The organism is Saprospiraceae bacterium (assembly GCA_016715965.1).
Lineage (GTDB): Bacteria > Bacteroidota > Bacteroidia > Chitinophagales > Saprospiraceae > Vicinibacter.
Window position 1 is genome coordinate 302259 of sequence record JADJXG010000001.1, and the last position, 20737, is coordinate 322995.

Annotated in this window: 14 protein-coding genes; 4 read left to right on the forward strand and 10 right to left on the reverse strand. The window is 38.3% G+C overall.

What is annotated here, in order from left to right; translation table 11 throughout:
• Positions 1-43 precede the first annotated feature (43 nt).
• The 7 genes from IPM48_01120 to IPM48_01150 all read right to left on the reverse strand — a co-directional run bounded on the left by IPM48_01120 (position 44) and on the right by IPM48_01150 (position 8840).
• Positions 44-1501, reverse strand: coding sequence for a UDP-N-acetylmuramoyl-L-alanyl-D-glutamate--2,6-diaminopimelate ligase (locus tag IPM48_01120; GenBank protein ID MBK9270172.1), 1458 nt, complete (start codon positions 1499-1501; stop codon positions 44-46).
• Between the two features lie 40 nt (positions 1502-1541).
• Positions 1542-3665, reverse strand: coding sequence for a transpeptidase family protein (locus tag IPM48_01125; protein MBK9270173.1), 2124 nt, complete (start codon positions 3663-3665; stop codon positions 1542-1544).
• Positions 3666-3669: 4 nt separating this feature from the next.
• Positions 3670-3999, reverse strand: a complete 330-nt coding sequence (locus IPM48_01130) for a hypothetical protein (protein MBK9270174.1) — start codon at positions 3997-3999, stop codon at positions 3670-3672.
• Complete coding sequence (gene rsmH / locus IPM48_01135; GenBank protein ID MBK9270175.1) at positions 4000-4911, reverse strand: 16S rRNA (cytosine(1402)-N(4))-methyltransferase RsmH; 912 nt, start codon at positions 4909-4911, stop codon at positions 4000-4002.
• Positions 4904-5356 (reverse strand): division/cell wall cluster transcriptional repressor MraZ, encoded by a 453-nt coding sequence (gene mraZ, locus IPM48_01140; GenBank protein ID MBK9270176.1) that lies wholly within the window; start codon positions 5354-5356, stop codon positions 4904-4906. Before mraZ ends, rsmH begins: the two co-directional genes overlap by 8 nt.
• A gap of 358 nt (positions 5357-5714) precedes the next feature.
• The gene (locus IPM48_01145) at positions 5715-6425 is read right to left on the reverse strand and encodes a polyprenol monophosphomannose synthase (protein MBK9270177.1); all 711 of its coding nucleotides are present in this window, start codon (positions 6423-6425) and stop codon (positions 5715-5717) included.
• Between the two features lie 18 nt (positions 6426-6443).
• On the reverse strand, positions 6444-8840 hold the full coding sequence (locus tag IPM48_01150) for a transketolase (protein MBK9270178.1): 2397 nt from the start codon (positions 8838-8840) through the stop codon (positions 6444-6446).
• Positions 8841-9062: 222 nt separating this feature from the next.
• Between IPM48_01150 and IPM48_01155 the strand changes: the two genes are divergently transcribed.
• The gene (locus IPM48_01155; protein MBK9270179.1) at positions 9063-9491 is read left to right on the forward strand and encodes a DUF1573 domain-containing protein; all 429 of its coding nucleotides are present in this window, start codon (positions 9063-9065) and stop codon (positions 9489-9491) included.
• A gap of 70 nt (positions 9492-9561) precedes the next feature.
• On the opposite strand, the gene IPM48_01160 is transcribed toward IPM48_01155, so the two are convergent.
• Positions 9562-10080 carry a hypothetical protein gene (locus IPM48_01160; GenBank protein MBK9270180.1) on the reverse strand — a complete coding sequence of 173 codons (519 nt, stop codon included), beginning with the start codon at positions 10078-10080 and terminating at the stop codon, positions 9562-9564.
• 62 nt (positions 10081-10142) lie between these two features.
• Between IPM48_01160 and IPM48_01165 the strand changes: the two genes are divergently transcribed.
• Positions 10143-11942, forward strand: coding sequence for a hypothetical protein (locus tag IPM48_01165; GenBank protein ID MBK9270181.1), 1800 nt, complete (start codon positions 10143-10145; stop codon positions 11940-11942).
• A 203-nt stretch (positions 11943-12145) separates the two neighbouring features.
• Here IPM48_01165 and IPM48_01170 read toward each other — a convergent pair whose 3' ends face one another.
• Entirely contained in the window at positions 12146-13468 is a 1323-nt protein-coding gene (locus tag IPM48_01170; protein ID MBK9270182.1) for a T9SS type A sorting domain-containing protein, read from the reverse strand.
• A 321-nt stretch (positions 13469-13789) separates the two neighbouring features.
• Positions 13790-14533 (reverse strand): monofunctional biosynthetic peptidoglycan transglycosylase, encoded by a 744-nt coding sequence (gene mtgA / locus IPM48_01175; GenBank protein MBK9270183.1) that lies wholly within the window; start codon positions 14531-14533, stop codon positions 13790-13792.
• A 155-nt stretch (positions 14534-14688) separates the two neighbouring features.
• Between mtgA and IPM48_01180 the strand changes: the two genes are divergently transcribed.
• Positions 14689-15120 (forward strand): hypothetical protein, encoded by a 432-nt coding sequence (locus IPM48_01180; protein MBK9270184.1) that lies wholly within the window; start codon positions 14689-14691, stop codon positions 15118-15120.
• A gap of 78 nt (positions 15121-15198) precedes the next feature.
• Positions 15199-20733, forward strand: a complete 5535-nt coding sequence (locus tag IPM48_01185; GenBank protein MBK9270185.1) for a gliding motility-associated C-terminal domain-containing protein — start codon at positions 15199-15201, stop codon at positions 20731-20733.
• The last annotated feature ends 4 nt before the right edge of the window (positions 20734-20737 follow it).

Below are 20737 nucleotides of genomic sequence, written 5' to 3' on the forward strand. Positions count from 1 at the left end.
TCTGCTGTAACTGTTAAAACCAACCTGAGAATGATAATAGAACCTACTCTATTTTCTTATATAATTTTAACAAAAATGTTTTCAAAATCTGATAATCATCAAAAGGTATCTTCACACCCTTTATTTCCTGATACTTTTCATGCCCTTTGCCTGCAATGACAATGATGTCCTCATTCTGACCAATGGCACATGCCGTCTTAATGGCTTGCTCTCTGTCCAGTACAATCGTATATTTCTGTTGATCCTCTAAAAGAATCCCAGACTCCATTTCCTCGACAATTTGATGTGGATCTTCATCCCTAGGATTGTCAGAAGTCAAAATAAGCTGATCGCTTAGTTTTGCTGCTACAGAAGCCATCAATGGCCTTTTCGATTTATCCCTATTTCCACCACAACCCAAAACCGTAATGATTCTTTGATTTTTCTGTCTGATGTCTCTGACATTGGACAAAAGCTTTTCTACTGCATCTGGCGTGTGCGCATAATCGACAATGCCAATTCTTTTCTTGTTTCCTTCTCTAATCAGCTCAAAACGACCACTTACGTTTTTAAGATTTGACATGTGCATTAGAACTTCGGATTGACTCTCTCCAAGTTCTAAGGCCACAGCAAGCACCGCAGCTAAATTTGAAGCATTGAAGGTACCTGCCAAACAAGAGTGCCATTCTGTCTGCTGATATTTCAGGTGCAATCCCTCGATTGCATTGTTTAGCACTTTGAGTTTATAGTCTGCGATATTTCTTACACCAAAATACTTCACTTTGCTACTTGTATTTTGCACCATCATTGGAGAATGCTTGTCATCGGCATTTACAATCGATGTTGAGCCTTTCGGAAGTTGATCGAAGAACTTTTTCTTCGTCTCAATATAATTTTTAAACGAATGATGATAATCCAGATGATCTTGTGTAATGTTGGTAAACACGGCCATCCTGAATTTCAATCCTTCAATTCTTCGCTGATCAATGGCATGGGAACTAACCTCCATAAAAACATGAGTACATCCATTCTGAACCATGTCTGCTAGCAATCGATACAGCTGTACAATATCCGGTGTTGTATGAGTAGATGCCATTACTACATTTCCATACTTATTTTCGACAGTGGATAACAGGCCTGTTTTATAACCCAATACAGTAAACAATTCATACAGAAGTGTGGTCACCGTAGTTTTTCCATTGGTTCCTGTAACACCTACTAAAATCAATTGACTGGAAGGGTCCTCATAGTAATTTTTTAGCAAGGTGACCAGAATCGGCAAAGAATGATTTGTTTGCAAAAAACAAACCTCCGGATGAATCTCCTGTGGTAGATTTTCACACAATACAATTCTAATTCCTTTCTGTATTACTTCAGGAATATATTTATGTCCATCGGCTACAGTTCCCTTCCTCGCGACAAATATTTCACCGGGAACAACATTTCTGGAATCCAAATTAAACCCACTTACTTTTTTGTTTGAATCTCCAATGATGGTCAAATTCAAATCATCTGGTAATATTTGGGATAAATCTTTCAAAGAACTTTTATTTTACAATCATTTATTGTAACTGAATCTCAATCCTGCGATCTTGATCCAACCAAAACATTCCGGGCTCAATACTCTGCCAAACTACCTTACCCAAGCCACTAATGCTGGCAGAAACACCCTGCCGGTCCAAGATATACATGGCATCCCTCAAACCCATACCTTTTAAATCAGGCACCCTTTTCTCACTTAATTGCTGAGGTAAAGTGTAAATTCCATCCTTATTGGCAATTGTTCTTACCCATTCGTTCTTCGCTCCACCCCGAAATGGCAATCCTATATGGTGAAATAAAACCTCAAAATCTTTAGAGAATCCATGATTTCCTACGGGCAGCACATCATTGGTTAAAAGGGGTTTTGGTTGATCGTTTATAAAACCGGCCATCTTGCTTTGATTCCTCATACATTTGTCAGCGATTTTAAGAAATGCAGGTGCTGCAGCCTGTCCCCCATAATATCCTCCTTGTGTAGGATTGTAGATGACCACAATGCAACTATAAACAGGATTTTCTGAAGGAAAAAATCCGCAAAATGAAGCCTGATATTGCTTGTTCTCCAAACCTGTCACATAATAATTGGTGACTGCGGTTCCTGTTTTTCCTGATATATTGAAATGATCAGATTGGATAACTTTCCCAGTCCCATTGGAAACTACTCCGGCCAATAAAACATTCAGCTGTGTTAAGGTTTTCTCTGAAAACATACCTTGAACCAATACTTTTGGTTCGATCTGTTTGATCACTTTATCATCGTCAAGGATATGTGAGACCAGATAAGGCTTCATCATATTTCCTCTGTTGGCCACTGTATTGTAAAAATTGAGGATCTGAAGAGGTGTAAGCTGGAGTTCATATCCCACACTCATCCATGGAACTGATGTTCCATACCACTTTTCCTTATTTTCATCCGGATGTTTTATCACTGGATTTGATTCCCCTTCCAATTCAATTCCAGTCTTTTTGTGCAGTCTGAATTTTCGATAATAATCTGCAAATTTTCTTTGTCCGTCCGGCATTCCAAATACCTGATATGCCAATCTCGAAATTCCTACGTTGGATGATTTTTCAAAAGAATATTGTAAATCGCTGAGGCTTACTCCGTGTGATTCGGAATCCTTCATCTTTTTGTTGTAGAAATAAGCTTCTCCTCCATTTAACTGAACCGGTGTTTTAAGATCAACGGCTCCCTCTTCCAACATAGCCGCTACAGAAGCGAGCTTCATGGTACTTCCCGGTTCAGTGGAATAACCCAGTGCATAATTAAAATCCTCCACCAATTCGCCCATCTGGTCAAAACCCAAATTTGCAATGGCTTTGATTGCTCCGGTTTTAACCTCCATCACAACAGCACAGCCTTTCTGCGCACCATGTTTGACGATAGCCTCTGACAATGCTTCTTCAGCTACCTCTTGAATTCCAACGTCAATGGTTGTTTGTACATCACTTCCCCTTTTCGCTTCAATTTCTATGACATCATCCACGGGTAGATAGAGATCAGGCCCCACTTTTTTCATCAACCTTTCTCCCTCTTGTCCTTTGAGCCAAGGATCAAAAGAACTTTCAAGACCAATGGATGGTGCGTTGTCTCTTTTCAATCCAATGGTTCGGCTGGCCAATAATTTAAAGGGTTTCTCTCTTCTGTCTTTTCGAATAACAATGAGACCACCCTTGTTTTGACCTGCACGAAGAATTGGATATGTTTTTAAAAGCTCTAGTTGATTGTAATCCAGAGATCTTGCAATTAACAAATACCTATTCTTCAATTTTCTTTCTCGGATCAGCCAGTTTTTAACTTGTTGCACAGACTTGTCTTGCATCAAATCCCTTGCCAGGAAGTATGCCAGAGAGTCCACTTTGGCATTGAAGATCTCCGAAGTTAATCCTTTGGCTCTGGTGTCTAATCGTATTTCAAAGAACGGCAGTGACAAAGCAAGCGGGCTGCCATCGTCAGAAAGAATTTTTCCTCTTTCGGCTTCAATGGAGACCAACTTAAAATACAATTCATCTGCTTTCTGTCTCCAATCATTTCCTTCGATGGCTACAATACGGATCGCACTCCAAATCATAAAAAAGGCTACACAACCAAACAGGCCGAGTATAACATAAACCCTTATTAATAATTCTTTCTTGCGATCCATAAAATTATTGATCCACCTTTAATATTTTTCTGGGCGCGTTTTCTCTGATATAAATCTCACGATCCTGCACTTTTTTGGAAAGCTGTCCTTCCATACTTTGATACATGATCCCTGATTTCAAAGACCAAAACACCCATTTCAATTCCTTAATCTCTTCCTGAATCATTTGACTTTTTTGCAAATGCTTCTCTGCGTATTGCACATTGGCCGCATAAAGAAAGCCCAATACAAAAATCAATCCTATATAGGGCAGGTTTTTGTAAAATAGCATTGTGTGAATGTTATTGTACTTCTTCCTGTTTATTTTTGGCGGCTTATGAAATTCCGTATTCATTTAAATTTGTTTTTCTCCTACCCGCATTTTTGCAGAGCGGGATCTGCTGTTATTTTCAACTTCGTGATGGTCTGGCACAATAATCTCTTTGTTGATTTGCTTCATGGTTTTTACTTTTTTTCCAAAAACTTCTTCATTCGATTTTAATGGCCATTCTCCTTTGAGAAATGATTTGACAATTCTGTCTTCCAAAGAATGATAACTTATTACAACTATTCTACCACCTTTAGAAATTAGTTCCTCAGACTGTGACAGTAATTCTTTCAAACTTTCAAGTTCACCATTCACTTCAATTCTAAGCGCCTGAAAAACTTGTGCCAGAAACTTCTGACTTTTGCCATACACAAATGGGCTAAGCCAATCAGCAAAAGACTCGCAGGTATTGATTTTTAATGCCTTCCTTTCACGGACCCATTTCTGTACCAAAGGGCGCGCATTGGTTATTTCTCCATATTCAGTGAGAATTCTAAACAATTCCTCTTCTGAATAATCTGTGAGAACTTTTTCGGCGGTCAATTCCTGCTCAGCATTCATGCGCATGTCCAAAGGTCCTTTTTGCTGGAAGGAGAATCCTCTTTGGCCAATATCAAAATGCCAGGAGGACACACCCAAGTCTGCTAGCAATCCATGGATTTTTGTGACTCCAAAGTATCTTAAATATTTTTTCAAATACCTGAAATCAGATTTGATCAGATGCAATCTTTTATCGCTGATCTGATTTTCCAATGCGTCAGCATCACGGTCAAAAGCAAAAAGTTTTCCATCATTGTCCAATCGATTCAGAATTTCCTTGCTGTGACCACCTCCTCCAAAAGTAGCATCTATATAAATCCCACTTTTGTCGGTTATCAACGCATCTACCGAAGACTGAAGCAGTACCGGCCGATGAACATATATTGCTTTATCAGACATCTTTATGTCTGAATACTTCCTCTGCCAGGGATGCGAAATCTGATGGTTCATTCTCGATCATCTTGAGGTAATGCTCTTTGGACCAAATTTCAATTTGGTTGTGATATGCCAAAAGCATTACATCTGAATCAATATCAGCATGTTCGAGCAATGTTTTTGGCAACAATATCCGCATGGAAGCATCCGGTTCCACCTGAGTAGCACCTCGATAAAAAAACCTGGCAAATTCTCGATTCTTAATATTGTAGGGATTGAGCTGGTTGACCTCTTTGGTCTTCTCTTCCCAAACATCCTGGGGGTACAGGATAATGCATTTCTCAAAACCGCGATTGATCACAAAGCTTTTCACCTGAAGAGGGCTTAGCATCTTCATCAAATTAGAAGGCAATCGCAGCCTGCTCTTGTCGTCTAATTTGACTTCATATTCTCCACTCAGATGATACATTCTTTGAGCTCACGTTGGTTTGATGGCTCAAAAGTAGAAATATTTCCCACTTTCACCCACTTTTTGCCCCTAAAAATGATTAAAAATCATATATAAATCTTCCTGAGGGTCAAGATATAATCAAATTATTGACAAAATATCACGAATTTGATGACAATTTTCGTTTGTAATCAATTCTTAATATGGGTTCTATACATAGATATATATTTAAATGTATAATCAATTTAAATAGTTTAATTTAAAGATTATCTAAAATCATATATATATAATGAGATGAATGCTAATCTGGAAATCCTCAGGTTTGCCAAAATTTATATGAATAACGGAGTAAGAAAAATCAGCTCCTTGAATCTTGGGTTTAGGTTTTCAACCTCATTTGAAACACTCCCCAAAGTGCTTCCCGGATGATCCAGATATTCATTTTGGATTTTCCTTTGACCCTGTCAGGAAAAAGGATTGGAATTTCAACAATCTTGTATCCTTTTTGATAAGACCTGTATTTCATCTCAATTTGGAAGGCATAACCCACGAACCTTATATTTTCCAAATGAATATTCTCCAAAACTTCTCTTTTGTAACAAACAAATCCAGCTGTTGGGTCCATCACTTTCATTCCTGTAATTGTTCTGACATACAAAGAAGCTCCCCGGGATAAAGCCAGGCGCAAAAATGGCCAATTGACGACTCCACCACCTTTAATGTATCTTGATCCTACTGCTACATCCCCTAAATGAAGGGCACAAGCTGCTCTGAGTTCGATCAACTTGAAAGGAGGGTGACTAAAATCAGCATCCATCTCGAGGATGTACTCGTATTTCCTCTTAAGTGCCCATTTAAAACCAGCAATATAGGCTGTACCCAGACCAGATTTCTCAGTTCTCTCCAAGAGATGTATTTTTCCCGGATATCGTTTTATAAGTTCAACGACCTCTTGCGCTGTACCGTCCGGTGAGCCATCGTCCACGACCAAAACTTCAAACTCAACTTCCAACTCCATCACTGCTGATACAATGGAATTGATGTTCTCAATTTCATTGTAAGTAGGAATAATGACCAGTGAATCCGACACTCTTTGTAGATTTATAAATTATTTTGAGCCAAATCTTTGGGGGTTGTATTCCTCCATTAATCTCAGGATAGAAAACGCTACATCTTCTGCATTGGGTTTTGAAAAATAATCACCATCGCTGCCGTATGGCGGCCTGTGTTCTTTTGCGGTTAAGGTGACAGGAGATGCGTCCAGATAATGATAAGCTCCCTGTACTTCCAAGACTTGTTGAAGAATAAAAGCACTTGCTCCTCCCGGCACGTCTTCATCGAGCACCATTAATTTATTTGTCTTTTTAACAGATTGAGCAATTTCATGATCAAGATCCAATGGAAGCAAGGTTTGAACATCGATGAGCTCAACAGAAATTCCTTTCATTTCAAGCATTCCGATGGCTTTCTCAGCAATTCTCACACAAGATCCATAAGTGACCAAGGTCAAATCTTCACCGGGAATTAAAATTTCTATTTTACCCAATGGAACAGTGTATTGACCAAGGTTAGAGGGCAGTTTTTCTTTCAGGCGGTAACCATTGAGACACTCAATGACGAGTCCTGGATCGTCTCCATTGATTAGGGTTTGATACATACCTGCGGCCTGTGTCATATTTCTAGGGACACAAATGTGAATCCCTCTCAAAGAATGCAAGAGCATCCCAATCGGAGAGCCTGAATGCCAAATACCTTCCAGTCGGTGCCCTCTTGTACGAATGATGGCAGGTGCTTTTTGTATTCCATCTGATCGATACCTTACGGTTGCCAAATCATCCATCAAAGCAGAAAGAGCGTATACAATATAATCCAAATATTGTATCTCAGCAATGGGTCTAAGACCTCTCATACTCATTCCGATTGCTTGCCCAACAATGGTCCATTCTCTGATACCGGTATCAAATACCCTCAATGGCCCAAACTTCTCTTGTAGACCAGCAAATCCCTGATTGACATCTCCGATCATACCTACATCTTCTCCAAAAGCAATGACTTCTGGTCTCGTGGACATTAGCTGATCAAAATATTTGTTTAGAATCTGATATCCGCTTACTTCTACCGGTTCTAGACCAAATTCAATACCAACGGTGGGATTTGGGGTCTTTTGGCTGAGAAGGTGATCATGGTAATCTTCTTTGGCTTCCAGATAAGCTGAATCTACCCATTGTATCAACGATGAATACCATTCTTTGCTTGCTGGTTGTTGAAACAAAAGTGTTCTGGCTTCAGTGATCAACTCATGGCGGCTTAACTCTTTGGCTTTTTGAATTCTATGAATTAGCTCTGAGACAGCTGAGTCAGATTGATAGGGTTCCAGCAGTCTGATAAATTCAGTTTTGATAAGTAAATTTTGAGCCATAAAATCGTTCCAGGCTGCATTTCTTTGTTCTCTAACGTATTCCTTTGCGATATTTTTAAATTGCCCGATTAGATCTTCATCCGCCAAATGGTGTTGAATGATCCATTGCTCAAATTTGAGATTACAATCGTTTTCTTCTTCCCATTTCATTCGGCTCTTGGACTTATACCTCTCATGCGAGCCCGAGGTAGAGTGACCCTGTGGTTGAGTTACTTCCATTATATGGAATAGACCAGGAATATGGTCCTTTCTCATCGTCTCAATCCCTTTGTGAAATGTGTTGACCAATGTCGGATAATCCCAGGCCTTCACCTTATAAATGCGAATGCCATTACCGTTTTCCTGATATTCAAAGCCGGACAAAGCTTTACTGATACTTTGCTTCACTGTTTGGTAGTCGATGGGAACACTAATTCCATAGCCATCGTCCCAAACACATACAGCAAGAGGTACTTTCTGTACCGCGGCTGCATTCAAAGTCTCCCAAAACACCCCTTCAGAGGTTGAGGCATCACCTATGGTCACAAATGAAACTTCATTCCCTTTTTTTGAAAAAAGCTTGCTCGAACCCTTCAGGTTTTTGTTTTCATTGTAGTGTTTGGAGGCGAGGGCCAATCCCAATGCTCTTGCCATTTGACCACCTGTACTGGATATATCCGATGAAACATTATATCGCTTGGTTTGATCCAGCCAATCACCATTTTCATCCAACAAAGGTGTAGCGAAATGGGCATTCATTTGTCGGCCACCTGAAAATGGGTCATTTTTGGGATCTGCATAAAGCTGGGCAAAATATTCCTTTACACTGCACAAATCGAGGGCCATCATAAAGGTTTGATCTCTGTAATACCCTGATCGAAAATCTCCCTTTTGGAAAGCCCTTGCCATGGCCAGCTGGGGCAATTCTTTCCCGTCCCCTAAAATCCCAAATTTTGCTTTCCCTGTCAATACTTCTTTCCGTCCAAGGAGCGACACCTCTCTGGAAACAAGACACACCCATAAGTCTCTCAAAACTTCCTGTTTATATTGGGCATCCGGTCCTTTAATGGCCTCCAACAGGGCAGCAACTGGATTATAAATACTCATAATAATACGATTCGACGGCAAAAATAAAAGAATCCATCAAGGATTCCACCACAAAATAGGCCATTCGGACAGAATTAAAAATCTTATCCCTTTTAACACGAGCTTAACACACAATTTTGACTAAGAAGAGTCTAAATGTTGTTATATTGTTTTATTTTTGTATCTTAAAATTAAAAAAAACATTTTCACATGAAAAATCTTTTTCTCCTGTTGATTGCCCTTATGGGTAATGTTGCACTTTCTGCCCAGAATTCAGCCCCAGCTACCACCCCTCAAAAATCCAGTGGCGGGCCAAAAATGGTCTTCGAAAACACTTCCGTAGATTACGGAGAGATTAAAAAAGGATCTGAGCCTGTTCGTAAAGTGAGTTTTACCAACAAGGGCACCGAGCCTTTGATCATTAAAAATGCCAGAGGATCCTGTGGATGTACCGTACCTACTTGGCCGAAAGAACCTGTAATGCCAGGTGAAGCCGGTGTGATTGAAATTCGCTACGACACCCAACGCCCGGGACCCATCAATAAAACGGTGAAGATCCAGACCAATGAAGGTGATGAGGAATTGACCTTGTACCTTAAAGGCAACGTATCTTCAGACGACGAGGAGACTGTTCCAAAGAATGGAGGTAATATCCTCAATCCAAAAGGATAACAAGAGTTTTTAGTTAATAAAGGGATTATGAAAGCCCATCCGCATGACAATGTGGATGGGCTTTTTGTTATTAATTTTGGCTAATTTCTCTTTTTGTCATCTGACACCATCGTGGACAAGGACCCACCATAGAATTTGTATCAGATGAATAGACCAATTGATATATATGTTTTGAATCCTCTTTAAATTCATTGTCGGTCAACTCCAAACCGATAAACATGCCAATTTTATTGTTTTTATGATCAATACCTGGATAAAACCGGACCGCCGGGTATGAATTATTGGTGGCACTCTGGTAGGCTTGCAACAAAACGTTCGTTGGAATGGTGTATCCAACGGCATTAGTACCCGCTCCCCCTACATTTACATACCTCATAAAATAAGCTCTTGCAGAATCTATCCCAAGTTTAGTATTGACAATTCCAATGCCTTCATTGGTACAGATGATTGAGTCCTTAAATTTTTCACAGCAATCATTTATTGTGAAATCTGAGGATGAATCATGATCCGGCTTACAGATTAAAAAATAAGACAATACAAGGCCTAATATCAGACCACCCAGTGCATAAATAAGATTTTCAGTTTTCATTTTGTTTTGAATTTAAATTGTGATTTTGAAGCAAATATAACATATCATTTTATATTTGCAAGATGTTCCGCAACTATTTGTTTAGTTTATTATGGTCTCTTGGAATCATTGCTATTTTTCAAAATACTTTAGAAGCCCAGTTAAAAAAGCAGGATTCTCATCTCCTGATTTCAGGAAATAGAAAGTACATTAGCTCATCGTGCTATCCATCTGGCCACCAAGCTTACCATAACAAAAATGATCTCATTCTAGCAGAGGGTATTCTATACGAATGCTTGTTAAAAGAGGTCACAAATCAAAATACTGAGAAATCCTGCCAAATAATTGCTGAAATATTTTCTTTTACAGATTTGATTCAAAACCAATCTCCTCAATTTACTAAAATACTGGAAATTGCAAAGAATTTACTATCCAGCGAAAAATCAAAAGAACTGAAATGGATATTATCAAAATCTCTTGCTGAATACCACTGTTATTCCAATAACGAAAATGAAGCCGTCAATTTTGCAACACTTTCCTATAATTTAGCAAAAGAAATCAACTCACTCGAAAAACAATGTGTCTCACTTACCCTGATGGGAAAAGCATTCCATCTCAATAAAAGTCCCAATGAGGCTCTGCATCAATTCTTGGGGGCTTTATTTTTGGCTTACCAATCGGACAATATTGAACTTAAATTCATTACCAACAAGGAAATATCCGATTTCTATTTGGATATGAATATTTTAGACAAAAGTATTTTATATAAAAATGAATTGAATGACATATTAAAAGATCAAAATACTTTCGACTCCCTTACTTATTTTCACAATAGGCTGGAACTCTTGGACCTAATTTCTCTTAAAAATAATGGCGAATATGATATTTCTGCATTGACCGAAATTACTCATTTTGCAAGTCAGAATGGATTTCGAAGACTATTTAATTTCGCCATGGCTTTCTTAAGAACATCCTTTCTAGATTATGGCAAATACGAACTTTTATTGTTAACCCTTAAAAATCAATACCCAGAAGAATATCAAAGACTTAAATCAGAAGATACTCTAAATTATTATAGGCTAAATGCTTACTATTTTCAATCTCAAAATCATAAAGATTCAGCACAATATTATTATTCTAAATTCATTCCTTACACGACAACTACAATATTCCAAAACGGATTTATTAGCATCGCTTTTAAAAAATACGCTGATTTTCTTTCCTCATATGGGAATAGCAAAAAAGCTGAATTCTATTACAAGGCTTCATTGTCACATGCCAACTTAAGTAGAATAAATAGTTATATTTTATCATCATTGTCCGCCTTGATTGGTTTTTACAAATCAGTCGGAAACTACAAAGAGGGATTTCAACATTTGGAAAACTTCAACAAAATTAACAATGAAATCCTATTGCACACCCATGATGAAGAAATATTCAAATTGGAGTCAGATTATCAGGAAAAAATTCTTGACGAATCAAGAAAAAAGAAATTAACACAACAATTACACCATCACCAAACCCAATATGACCTTATTGCAATTTTCATCGTATTGGTTTTCCTTGGATTGATGCTGATGGTCCAGTACAAGATGCCGGTCTGGCTCATCCGAAGTCTTGGATTCTTAAGTTTTATCTTTCTTTTTGAATTCCTAATTATAAAGTTGGACAAACAAATCCATCAGATCACCCATGAAGTCCCATGGAAATTATTTTCTATCAAGGTGATCATTATTGCGATCCTGCTACCGCTACACCATTACGTCGAGAAGAAAGCCCTTCACTTTTTGGTTCATAAAAGAGAAGGGCCAGATCGATTGGTAAAATTGAATCCAATCCAGAGTTTGAAAAAATGGTTTATAAAGCTAAACTCACCGGAATGAATTTTTTGGGATGCATGGCTATTCCGAAATACTTCATTTTTTGCAATAACTGACGAGCAAATAAAAACAGATTCATACTTGTTTGTCTTCCCGTGCCATTCAGAAAGAAATGAAGGGATGTTGAAATGCAAAGGGAGATTCTAAAAAAGTCTCGAACAATTTCTATTGAGATAAATGAACCCAATAGTTGAATTCATCAGAGCCTAATCAATCACCAGTTTCACAGATTTTATGCCCTTTTTGCTCTCCACTGAAAGCATATACAATCCGGAACTCATATTTTGCAAATCAAGTCTATTGTTTGAGGAACCAACATTCTTCCATACAGAAACGATTCTACCATGCACATCGATTAGTCGAATGCTGTTCGATTGAATAAAATCATCTTCTGGCAAATCAACTATAATGTAATCATGAGCCGGATTGGGCAAAAAAGAAATTTCTTCACTGTCATGACTTAAAGATGAGGATTCCGAGATCAGGTTATGAATGGAATAATAATTTTTTCTCAAGGTATAGGGCACATACTTATTCGAATTTCCATCCCAGTTTTCGGTGAAATACAAAACAACATCATGTTCTGTATCTCTTGTATATATATATCTGGTGGAAGGCACAAATTCCATCCTGTTCTCAACAAACAAAAAACTGCTTGTAATGGTGTTATATCCTGCGGCATTATACTCATATTCGAACTTCAAATGTGGTTTCCAGGTAGAATTCTGCTTATTCCAGTACTTCTTGTACCGTTCAATCAAAAGTATACCCTGATAGACGTCCTCCAAAAGCCAAGCCAAAACAAAAGAGTTTGTATTGGCGTCCCAATAAGAATCTTCCTCGCGGATCTTATTCCCTAAACTATCATATGTATATTCTGTAATTGAACTTGGTATGAATTCTTTAACAGTCGGATCAAATTGAAACTGCTCAAATAAAACCAAGCGCTTATCGGTATTGTAGTGATACACCCACAAACTGGAGGATACAAATTCATTACTCTCATACCGGTAATTTCTTATAACTGAATATAGTCCCTCAGCATTGTATTCCAATTCCACCTTTGTGCTATGTACCCAGTCCTTTATAGCATCATCCCAGTTATCATAAATGTATTCTGACAACTGAGCTTTGGAATCATAAGTATAATTGGTCTGATATCTGGGAAGGATGGAACCATCGGCATTGTATCTAAACCCAAAATTATAAATATATTTGCCTTCTGAGTCATATTTTATAGTGTACTTAGATTTCAGAATTTCATTTGCAGATGCATCCAGATCATAAAACTCTACTGAATCCATTAATTTGATCAAGGGTGAACGCCCAGTCAACTTCATTCTATCCTGTTCTGATCTTGTATTCATTCTTGTGTGAAATGACGGGAACTTGTAGGGTCTATCCTCACCAAAATATTGAGGTATACCATCAATTCCTTCCTCAGAATTCCGATCAAATGGTATAACTTGCGCAAAAAGGGATACCGACCATAGTGTAAAAATAACGGTTGAAAGTAATTTTTGATTCATCATCATTGTATTTTGTAAGTTAGTTATTTTTTAATTAAAGTTGACCATTATTAATATCTTGTACTATATAGAAAGCATAAGATTTCAATTGACTTGGGATAACTAAGGGACTTTGATGTAAAGAATTTAGTTCCTCCATGAATGAAAATTTGAAATATCATTTTATCACCGTATCATTTGATAATGCAAAGCTAGACTCAGGCACCTGGGGTACATTATGCGATTTAGTAAATGACCTATTATTTGAGCGGATGGTTTGGTTTCTGAGCGGATTACAGTTAGAAAATATCTACCGGAAATAGTTTGGCTTAGTCCATCCTTTTACCTTTTCGAAAATCCGAAATGATCCAGTAAAACCTGCACTTTTTTATCCGACTCTATCTGCTCCATCTGGCGCAATACCCATGGAGTCCTTAACAAAACCCAGGAAGATGGCGGGGCTACTTTGTAGCGGATCGGGTTTGGTAAGCTCGCTCCAATTCTGGCTGCTTCCTCACGCCCCATTTTGATGGCAGGCTTTTTAAAAAAGGTCTGGCTGGCTGCTTCGATTCCAAATATCCCGGATCCCATTTCAACTGTATTCAGATAAACCTCCATGATCCTTTTCTTGGTCCAAAGACATTCGATCATAAATGTAAAATACACCTCAAGACCCTTTCTAAACCAGCTACGACCCTGCCAAAGGAAAACATTCTTTGCGACTTGTTGGCTAATGGTAGATGCCCCTCTTTTCTTTTTCTTGCTCTTTTTATTGTATTCCAAAGCTTTCTCAATACTTTCAAAATCAAAACCAGAATGCTCGAGAAACAATTGATCTTCTGCAGCCATCACAGCCAGCGGAGCCATTTTACTGATTCGGGAGGCTGATATGTAGTCCCGTTTCAAACCCCTCCCTGCCAACAGGCTTCCAATCTGGGTTGTTGTAATGGGTGGCATAAGCCAGATCAAGAGGATCATATATACCCAATGCAGAGCAATAATCAGGCTAAAAAAAAACAATAGCTTTTGCCATATTTTAAGGTGTTTGTAAAACAGGACAATTTTCTTAAACGCGGCGACAAGCATCGCATAAAATTAAAACTAAAATCACATTGAAATAAAAATATTATTCCTGCAATGTTTTAAAACATTGCTGCAGGGATCCAATGATCAGCATCCATTCAGGATTTAATATTTCCAGAGATGTATAATTGGGTATCTTTGAGTCTAAAGCAGCAGGCATGTGGTATGGTTTAAAATTTGGAATCCTGTTTTTGTTGATTTGTTTCTTTGTATTGCCATTATTCAGAGTTGAAGACCCATTCAGAACCATTTCTCTCCAGTTGTTTGCCAAATCGCACCGCGCTCAGATTACAGAGCATATATGCAATCCGGACCGCATTTATTGGTACGAATATGATCTTGGCAAGAACCATTACAGGCAGAGGTATGATGGTTATGTAGCTGCACTGGACGAATCCATTCATCCTGACCAAAGATGTCAGGGACCATTGGTCAAACCGGCAGAAATAGAAATAAAATATTTTCCATTATTTTGTTACTGGAGTGAACCGATTCACAAAATCACCACAAGCTTTATAGAACTTTGGATGTTTATAATCATCAAGTTTGCTGCTGTCTTTCTCCTTCTTTGGACTTTTATCAGAAAATAAGGCAGCTATTTATTGGATTTGGGGGTCTACTGAGCAAAAAACCTTATTTTTACCTAACAATAGCCTATTTTACCATCCATGAAGTATCTTTCTCTGATCCTAAGCTTAGTTTTTTCAATAAATTCAGGAATCTGTCAATTCCTGGAAATTGAAGAAACAGGTACATTAAACTTCAGTTTGTGCAGAGAAAATCGCATCAGGCTTTCCCTAAAAAACAATTCTCCAAACCAGCTAAATGATATCAGACTTAAAGCTTTTTTTCCTTCGGGTTTGGAATATGTTCCGGGGACGGTGAGTCTTGCGTCTGAATTCAACCTAAATACCCTTCATACACCTGAGTTTATGATTTCATCAATTAATCCAGGTACCAGCATTGAGATCTCTATGATTCTCCAGGCACAGTGCCAGCTGTACGATCTGGTCAATATGGGACTTCTTTTTAATAATCAATGGATCGCTGAATACAACTTTGGCCAAGACTCCATCATAGGGGTAAGCTACAGCATCAATACTGGTTTTTTGGTAATTTCAAATGTTCCTTCTATCAGAAAAGAAGCGGGTTCTCAATTTACACGACAGATAACAATTACCAATTCCCGGCTTGGCCCTGTGAGCAGTTTCTATTTTGAAGATGTACACGATCCTCTAGAAATCTTATCTAACTCCGGAACCACCCTTGTTCAGAATGATACCAGTCTGAGATTAGAAATTAAAGCTGAGCACCTATTAAATATTGGTGACCGTGATTCCCTTTTTGAAGAGGGAGAATCGATCGTGATTACAGAAATGATCAATCATAAAACCTGTCTCAATGAGCTTATCAATTCAAAATTCAGGGTTTTCTGGGGATGTGATTCTAACATTTGTCAAAGCTACCTTGAGGCGTCTCAAATTGATTTTACTTTGCCGTCAAGTCAGGCTTTATTGGACTTTGACCCAAAACCAAAGTTTCCTGAATGCATTTGCGATCCTGATGGAGCCACCCAGGAATTTGTGATTTATAACAATGGCGGTGCCGTGGCTGAAAATCTAATGGTCAGTTTCAAAGCTAGTACAGCACTTTCTAGTTTTGATGTTGCTTTCTTGAAAAATAGTTTTAGAATTGTTGGTCAGGGTCAAATTATTTCCATCGATTACATCAACCAGGTGACAGGAACCTATTGTTTATTTGACAGTGCATTTCATGAGGTAAAAATAACGCTGGCTAACCTGAATCCATCCGGACAGATCAGGATCTTATTCGATTATGTGACCTGTAAATCAATCCAACCGGAAATCGCCACCAATTTTCCATATTTTTATTCATTTAGCTATAATTCGGTTTGCGTTCCAAACAGTACAAGGAGCGGCAATGAGCGTGCTATCAACAATTTTTCTAAAGCCAGTTCCGCCAGAATTGGCCTAAGATTGAGCCCAGTGGAAAGTCCGTTGATGGATCAAAAAATCTACGATGCGATTTCCAGCATTGGTTTTAATGAAGCCATAAGCAATAGAAATCTCAGTATTCGGTATACGATCCCCTGCCCTTTTGAGTTGATTGATACCTCCTTCTTATTGCTTGGAAAAAATGCCATCGTCAGGAATATTGATTTTTCATATCCGATCATTGTTGATTTAGAATATTTACCTCCTTTTCCAAAAGATTTTACTTTTCAGTTTCCGTTAAAACTTAATTGCGAACACTTCTGTCTTGATTCCATAGAAGCTGCTGAAATTAAATTATTGAGCAGTTGTCCCAGAGAACAGGATATCAGAGCAGATATGTTGGTTAAAATATGCGCACAGGTTAATCTTAGTTGTGAAAATACCATTTACAAATGTGGTGCCAATTCATTAAGTGATCCTGGTTTTGAATTGGCTTGCATCAACAGATCACAAACTACAGATTCCATCCCTGCCTACATTTTATTTGAAGATAGCCTCTTTAGGAAAAATATGGGTACATCTGATTTTGACAATGATCGATTTGAAAACACTGGATCCAATGATTTAACTCAAGCCAAACTAAAAAATTTTGTTACCGGAGATACGATCGTCGTTGAGTTTGCCGGCACTGTTGCCATCGACAATGAGAACCTACAGTACGACTCGCTCACCATCGTGATGACTTCGGAATTAAGCTATTCATACGCTACATCCTATATTGATATCGTTGATAAAAGTTCCGGGATCAAATATTCCCTCGAATATCCTGTTCTGGATACTTTTAGCTCCATCAATCCGCTTGCCAACTGTGCAAAACCCATTATCCAGACGAATCCCTTGGGCAAAGGATTTAAAATTCCAATTGTGCCTGAAGAAATCATTAAATATAAGTCCGACTTTCCGCCAAATTTTGTATTCGAGCAGGGAGATAGCATTTATTGTAGATTCGAGGCAAGAATCAGTTCATTTACGAATCAGAGAATAGCGGCGCTTCCAGTCATCAAAAGAATGGCATTGAATTCAAGACAGATTCCTTCTGAATACCTCTATTCCTGTTTGGTAGATGTGGACACAGTTCTATTGACCTCTGTTGGTCTTTTACGCATTCCACCAAGCCCTGTCCAGTATATCTGTGCGGATCAGGTAAGACTTTCTACGCAAATAATCAGACTCAATCCAAACACAAACAATTTTTTTACCCACGAATACAGACCTCTCGTCAAAATTGATTCAATTTATCTGACGGGTTTGAGCGGTTTAAGATACATTGGAATTGAACTCGCTCTTTATTATCAAAGTGATACAGGGACGGTTCTCTACCGACTTGATACCATTCCGGTTCGATCCTTATCACCAACATTATTTTACCTTTCAGAATCTGAACTTCAGCCTTATATATTTGATGAAAGCTATGAGCTTAGGATCACACCACTGGCGATTCTTGAAAATTGCCTTGAAGCCTCAGGCAATATCACAACAAGCGTATTTTACAGTGGACCCAATCATGGATTGTTTTTTATTGATCAATTCTTTAATACTTTTTACAACTCACATGTCTCTACCATTAATTCCAGCATTCAAATTCAAAATGCCAATCAGTTTGTCAGCCAATCCACAAAAACCATTTTTGCTTTTGGGAATAACATCCAGTGGACTCTCAACCTTGGTGCACAATCCGGTTCAGGATATTTTTATTTTGATATATGGTCTGTCAGAAATTCCATCCAATCATTACAACTAAAAGTTAATCCGGACATTCCAATAGTACAAATTTCCGATAAAAGATTCAGGATTGGAAGTTTTAAAGCTCTGACTGCCTACTCCATCGATTTTCTTGCCGATATTCTGAGTTGTGATCAGGATACCATTTATATAAGCAGTCTTTGGGTATGTGATGACAGTGAGCAAGCTGAAATCAATAAATGCAATTTAGATACTTTCAGTGTTTACATCCTCCCTGAAGACCCTGAACTGGAGTTGGATCTGATGCAGGAATCCTCCCTCAATAAATTGTGCGATACGCTTCCGGAGATCCTTGTCCGACTATACAATGCAGACCGTGGAACCGCCAGGGAGGTTTATCTTGATATGGAGTTACCATCAGGAATTTCCTGGTTGCCTGGTAGTTTGTATTTTAGTTATCCTGCTGGGAGTCCGTACAGACCGCTTCCCAATCCGACTTTGATAGGAATAAACATTTACAGGTGGAATATAGAGGATCTGGATCCTGTCTTAAAACAAAATGGACTGAAAGGGGTGTTTTCAGACCCGGAAAATACCATACTATTCAAACTATCTGCGTTCACCAACTGTGATTTAATGATAAATGGTTCGATCAACGCAATGACCAGTGGAAAGAACACCTGCGGGATCATTCAAAATACCATCACCAAGACAGGCCCTACTATAAAAATAGAAGGTGCAGAAACGAACAAAGAATTAAGCATACAACTTTCAGAAAATGTAAAAAGTCTATGTGCCGATACCAGTGAAATCCTTGTTCAACTAATTCCTGCCTATAAGCCAGATATCAGAGATACGCTAGTAATCAGAATTCCTTCTTTTCTGGAATACATCTCAGGCTCCATCATCAACCTGAGCAATCACAATATTCAGGAAGCACTGATCATTGATTCATCCAACTATTCTATTTTAAAATTTGGACTTGGTCAACTTGGACAGGCCGGTCAGGCCATTCGTTTTTCTATAAAAATAACCGGGATCAGGTCTATCTATTGTACCCAAACTGGAATAGATGCTTTTTCTTACTTCCAAACAAGTCTTTTTTGCCAGGCTGACCAAACGCATTGCAATGTATTCATACAAACAGGAAGTACCAGTTTGGAACTGAAAAGGGATCTACCAGAAATTAATATCCATGGTTTTGAAATCAGTCCGGGAACAGACCCCCATAAAACAAAATTGAAATTTGAAATTGAGGTTCTCCATTTTGATAAAATTGAGGATGATAAAATCTGCTTTTACCTGATTGGCGACAAGGATGCTAATTCCAATTGGAATCATGAGGATTCAGTGCTGACAACAATTTGTATTCCAAAACAGGAGCTTGCTAGAAACGGCATCCATAGTTTTGAATTGGAGCTTGATTTACTAACTTTAATTTCTTGCAGTTATTTACTAGCTGTATCTGAAAATACCTGTATCTGTGGACTTGACACCCTGGCCTTTCAAATTAGCTCTGGTATTCATCAGGTCTATTATGACAGCATCTGTACAGGCGTTCAAATGACCATCGGTGTAAACGATATCCCGGAATATAAATACAAATGGTTTTCCGCAGATTTTTCTTGCGATAGTTGCTCCTCACAATTCATCAAATTGAACAACCCATCCGACAGCATTGTGCAATTTAAATATGTTTTGACGGAGTTCTTAGATTCATTGTGTCAAAATACGTATGAATACCATATTTTAGTTTTCCCGAAACAGAACGGAACCAAAACCATTCATACCGTATGTCCTGGTGAAATGGTCAGTCTTTCTGCTAACAATCAGAAAAATTTTATTTGGTCAGGATCAGGAATTACTAATCCAAACGCGCCAAATCAGAATTTCACACTTACAGATAGTATGGAAGTTTATTTGAGCTATGAAGATGAAAAAGGATGTCCGATCCTAGATACATTTTGTTTATTTCCATTACATGGAGATTTCAATTTTACAATTTCAAGGGATACTACGATATTAGCCAGGTCCAAGGTCATTTTATGCGCTTCGGGGGGGAAATCTTATAAATGGTCTCCCGCAGCTGGTTTGGTTTGTCCGGATTGCCCTTGCATTGAAGTAAGCCCGGACCAAAATACAAGATACACGGTCACGATTATAGATAGTCTTGACTGCCCGCATGAACTTGGAGTGGATATTTTTGTCATTGGCACCGTTTGCGATTCTACGGATGTATTTATTCCCAATGCGTTTTCACCAAATGAGGATCAAAAAAATGATGTGCTCTACGTTCTTTCCAATCAAACCCTTTTACAAATCCATTTGGTTATTTACAATCGATGGGGTGAAAAAGTATTTGAGACTTTTAATATAAAGCATGGCTGGGATGGAACTTACAATGGTGAAAAGCTAAGTCCTGATGTGTATGGATACTATCTCGAAGTCTGGTGTCCGGATCGACCAAAATTTACAAAAAAAGGAAACATCAATTTGTTGAAATAAAAGT

Excerpts from the sequence above, each read along its gene's own strand:
- IPM48_01125 (MBK9270173.1), bottom strand. The coding sequence starts at position 3,665 with ATGGATCGCAAGAAAGAATTATTAATAAGGGTTTATGTTATACTCGGC.
- IPM48_01130 (MBK9270174.1), bottom strand. The coding sequence starts at position 3,999 with ATGAATACGGAATTTCATAAGCCGCCAAAAATAAACAGGAAGAAGTAC.
- rsmH (MBK9270175.1), bottom strand. The coding sequence starts at position 4,911 with ATGTCTGATAAAGCAATATATGTTCATCGGCCGGTACTGCTTCAGTCT.
- mraZ (MBK9270176.1), bottom strand. The coding sequence starts at position 5,356 with ATGTATCATCTGAGTGGAGAATATGAAGTCAAATTAGACGACAAGAGC.
- IPM48_01150 (MBK9270178.1), bottom strand. The coding sequence starts at position 8,840 with ATGAGTATTTATAATCCAGTTGCTGCCCTGTTGGAGGCCATTAAAGGA.
- IPM48_01155 (MBK9270179.1), top strand. The coding sequence starts at position 9,063 with ATGGGTAATGTTGCACTTTCTGCCCAGAATTCAGCCCCAGCTACCACC.
- IPM48_01160 (MBK9270180.1), bottom strand. The coding sequence starts at position 10,080 with ATGAAAACTGAAAATCTTATTTATGCACTGGGTGGTCTGATATTAGGC.
- IPM48_01165 (MBK9270181.1), top strand. The coding sequence starts at position 10,143 with ATGTTCCGCAACTATTTGTTTAGTTTATTATGGTCTCTTGGAATCATT.
- IPM48_01170 (MBK9270182.1), bottom strand. The coding sequence starts at position 13,468 with ATGAATCAAAAATTACTTTCAACCGTTATTTTTACACTATGGTCGGTA.
- mtgA (MBK9270183.1), bottom strand. The coding sequence starts at position 14,533 with ATGCTTGTCGCCGCGTTTAAGAAAATTGTCCTGTTTTACAAACACCTT.
- IPM48_01180 (MBK9270184.1), top strand. The coding sequence starts at position 14,689 with ATGTGGTATGGTTTAAAATTTGGAATCCTGTTTTTGTTGATTTGTTTC.
- IPM48_01185 (MBK9270185.1), top strand. The coding sequence starts at position 15,199 with ATGAAGTATCTTTCTCTGATCCTAAGCTTAGTTTTTTCAATAAATTCA.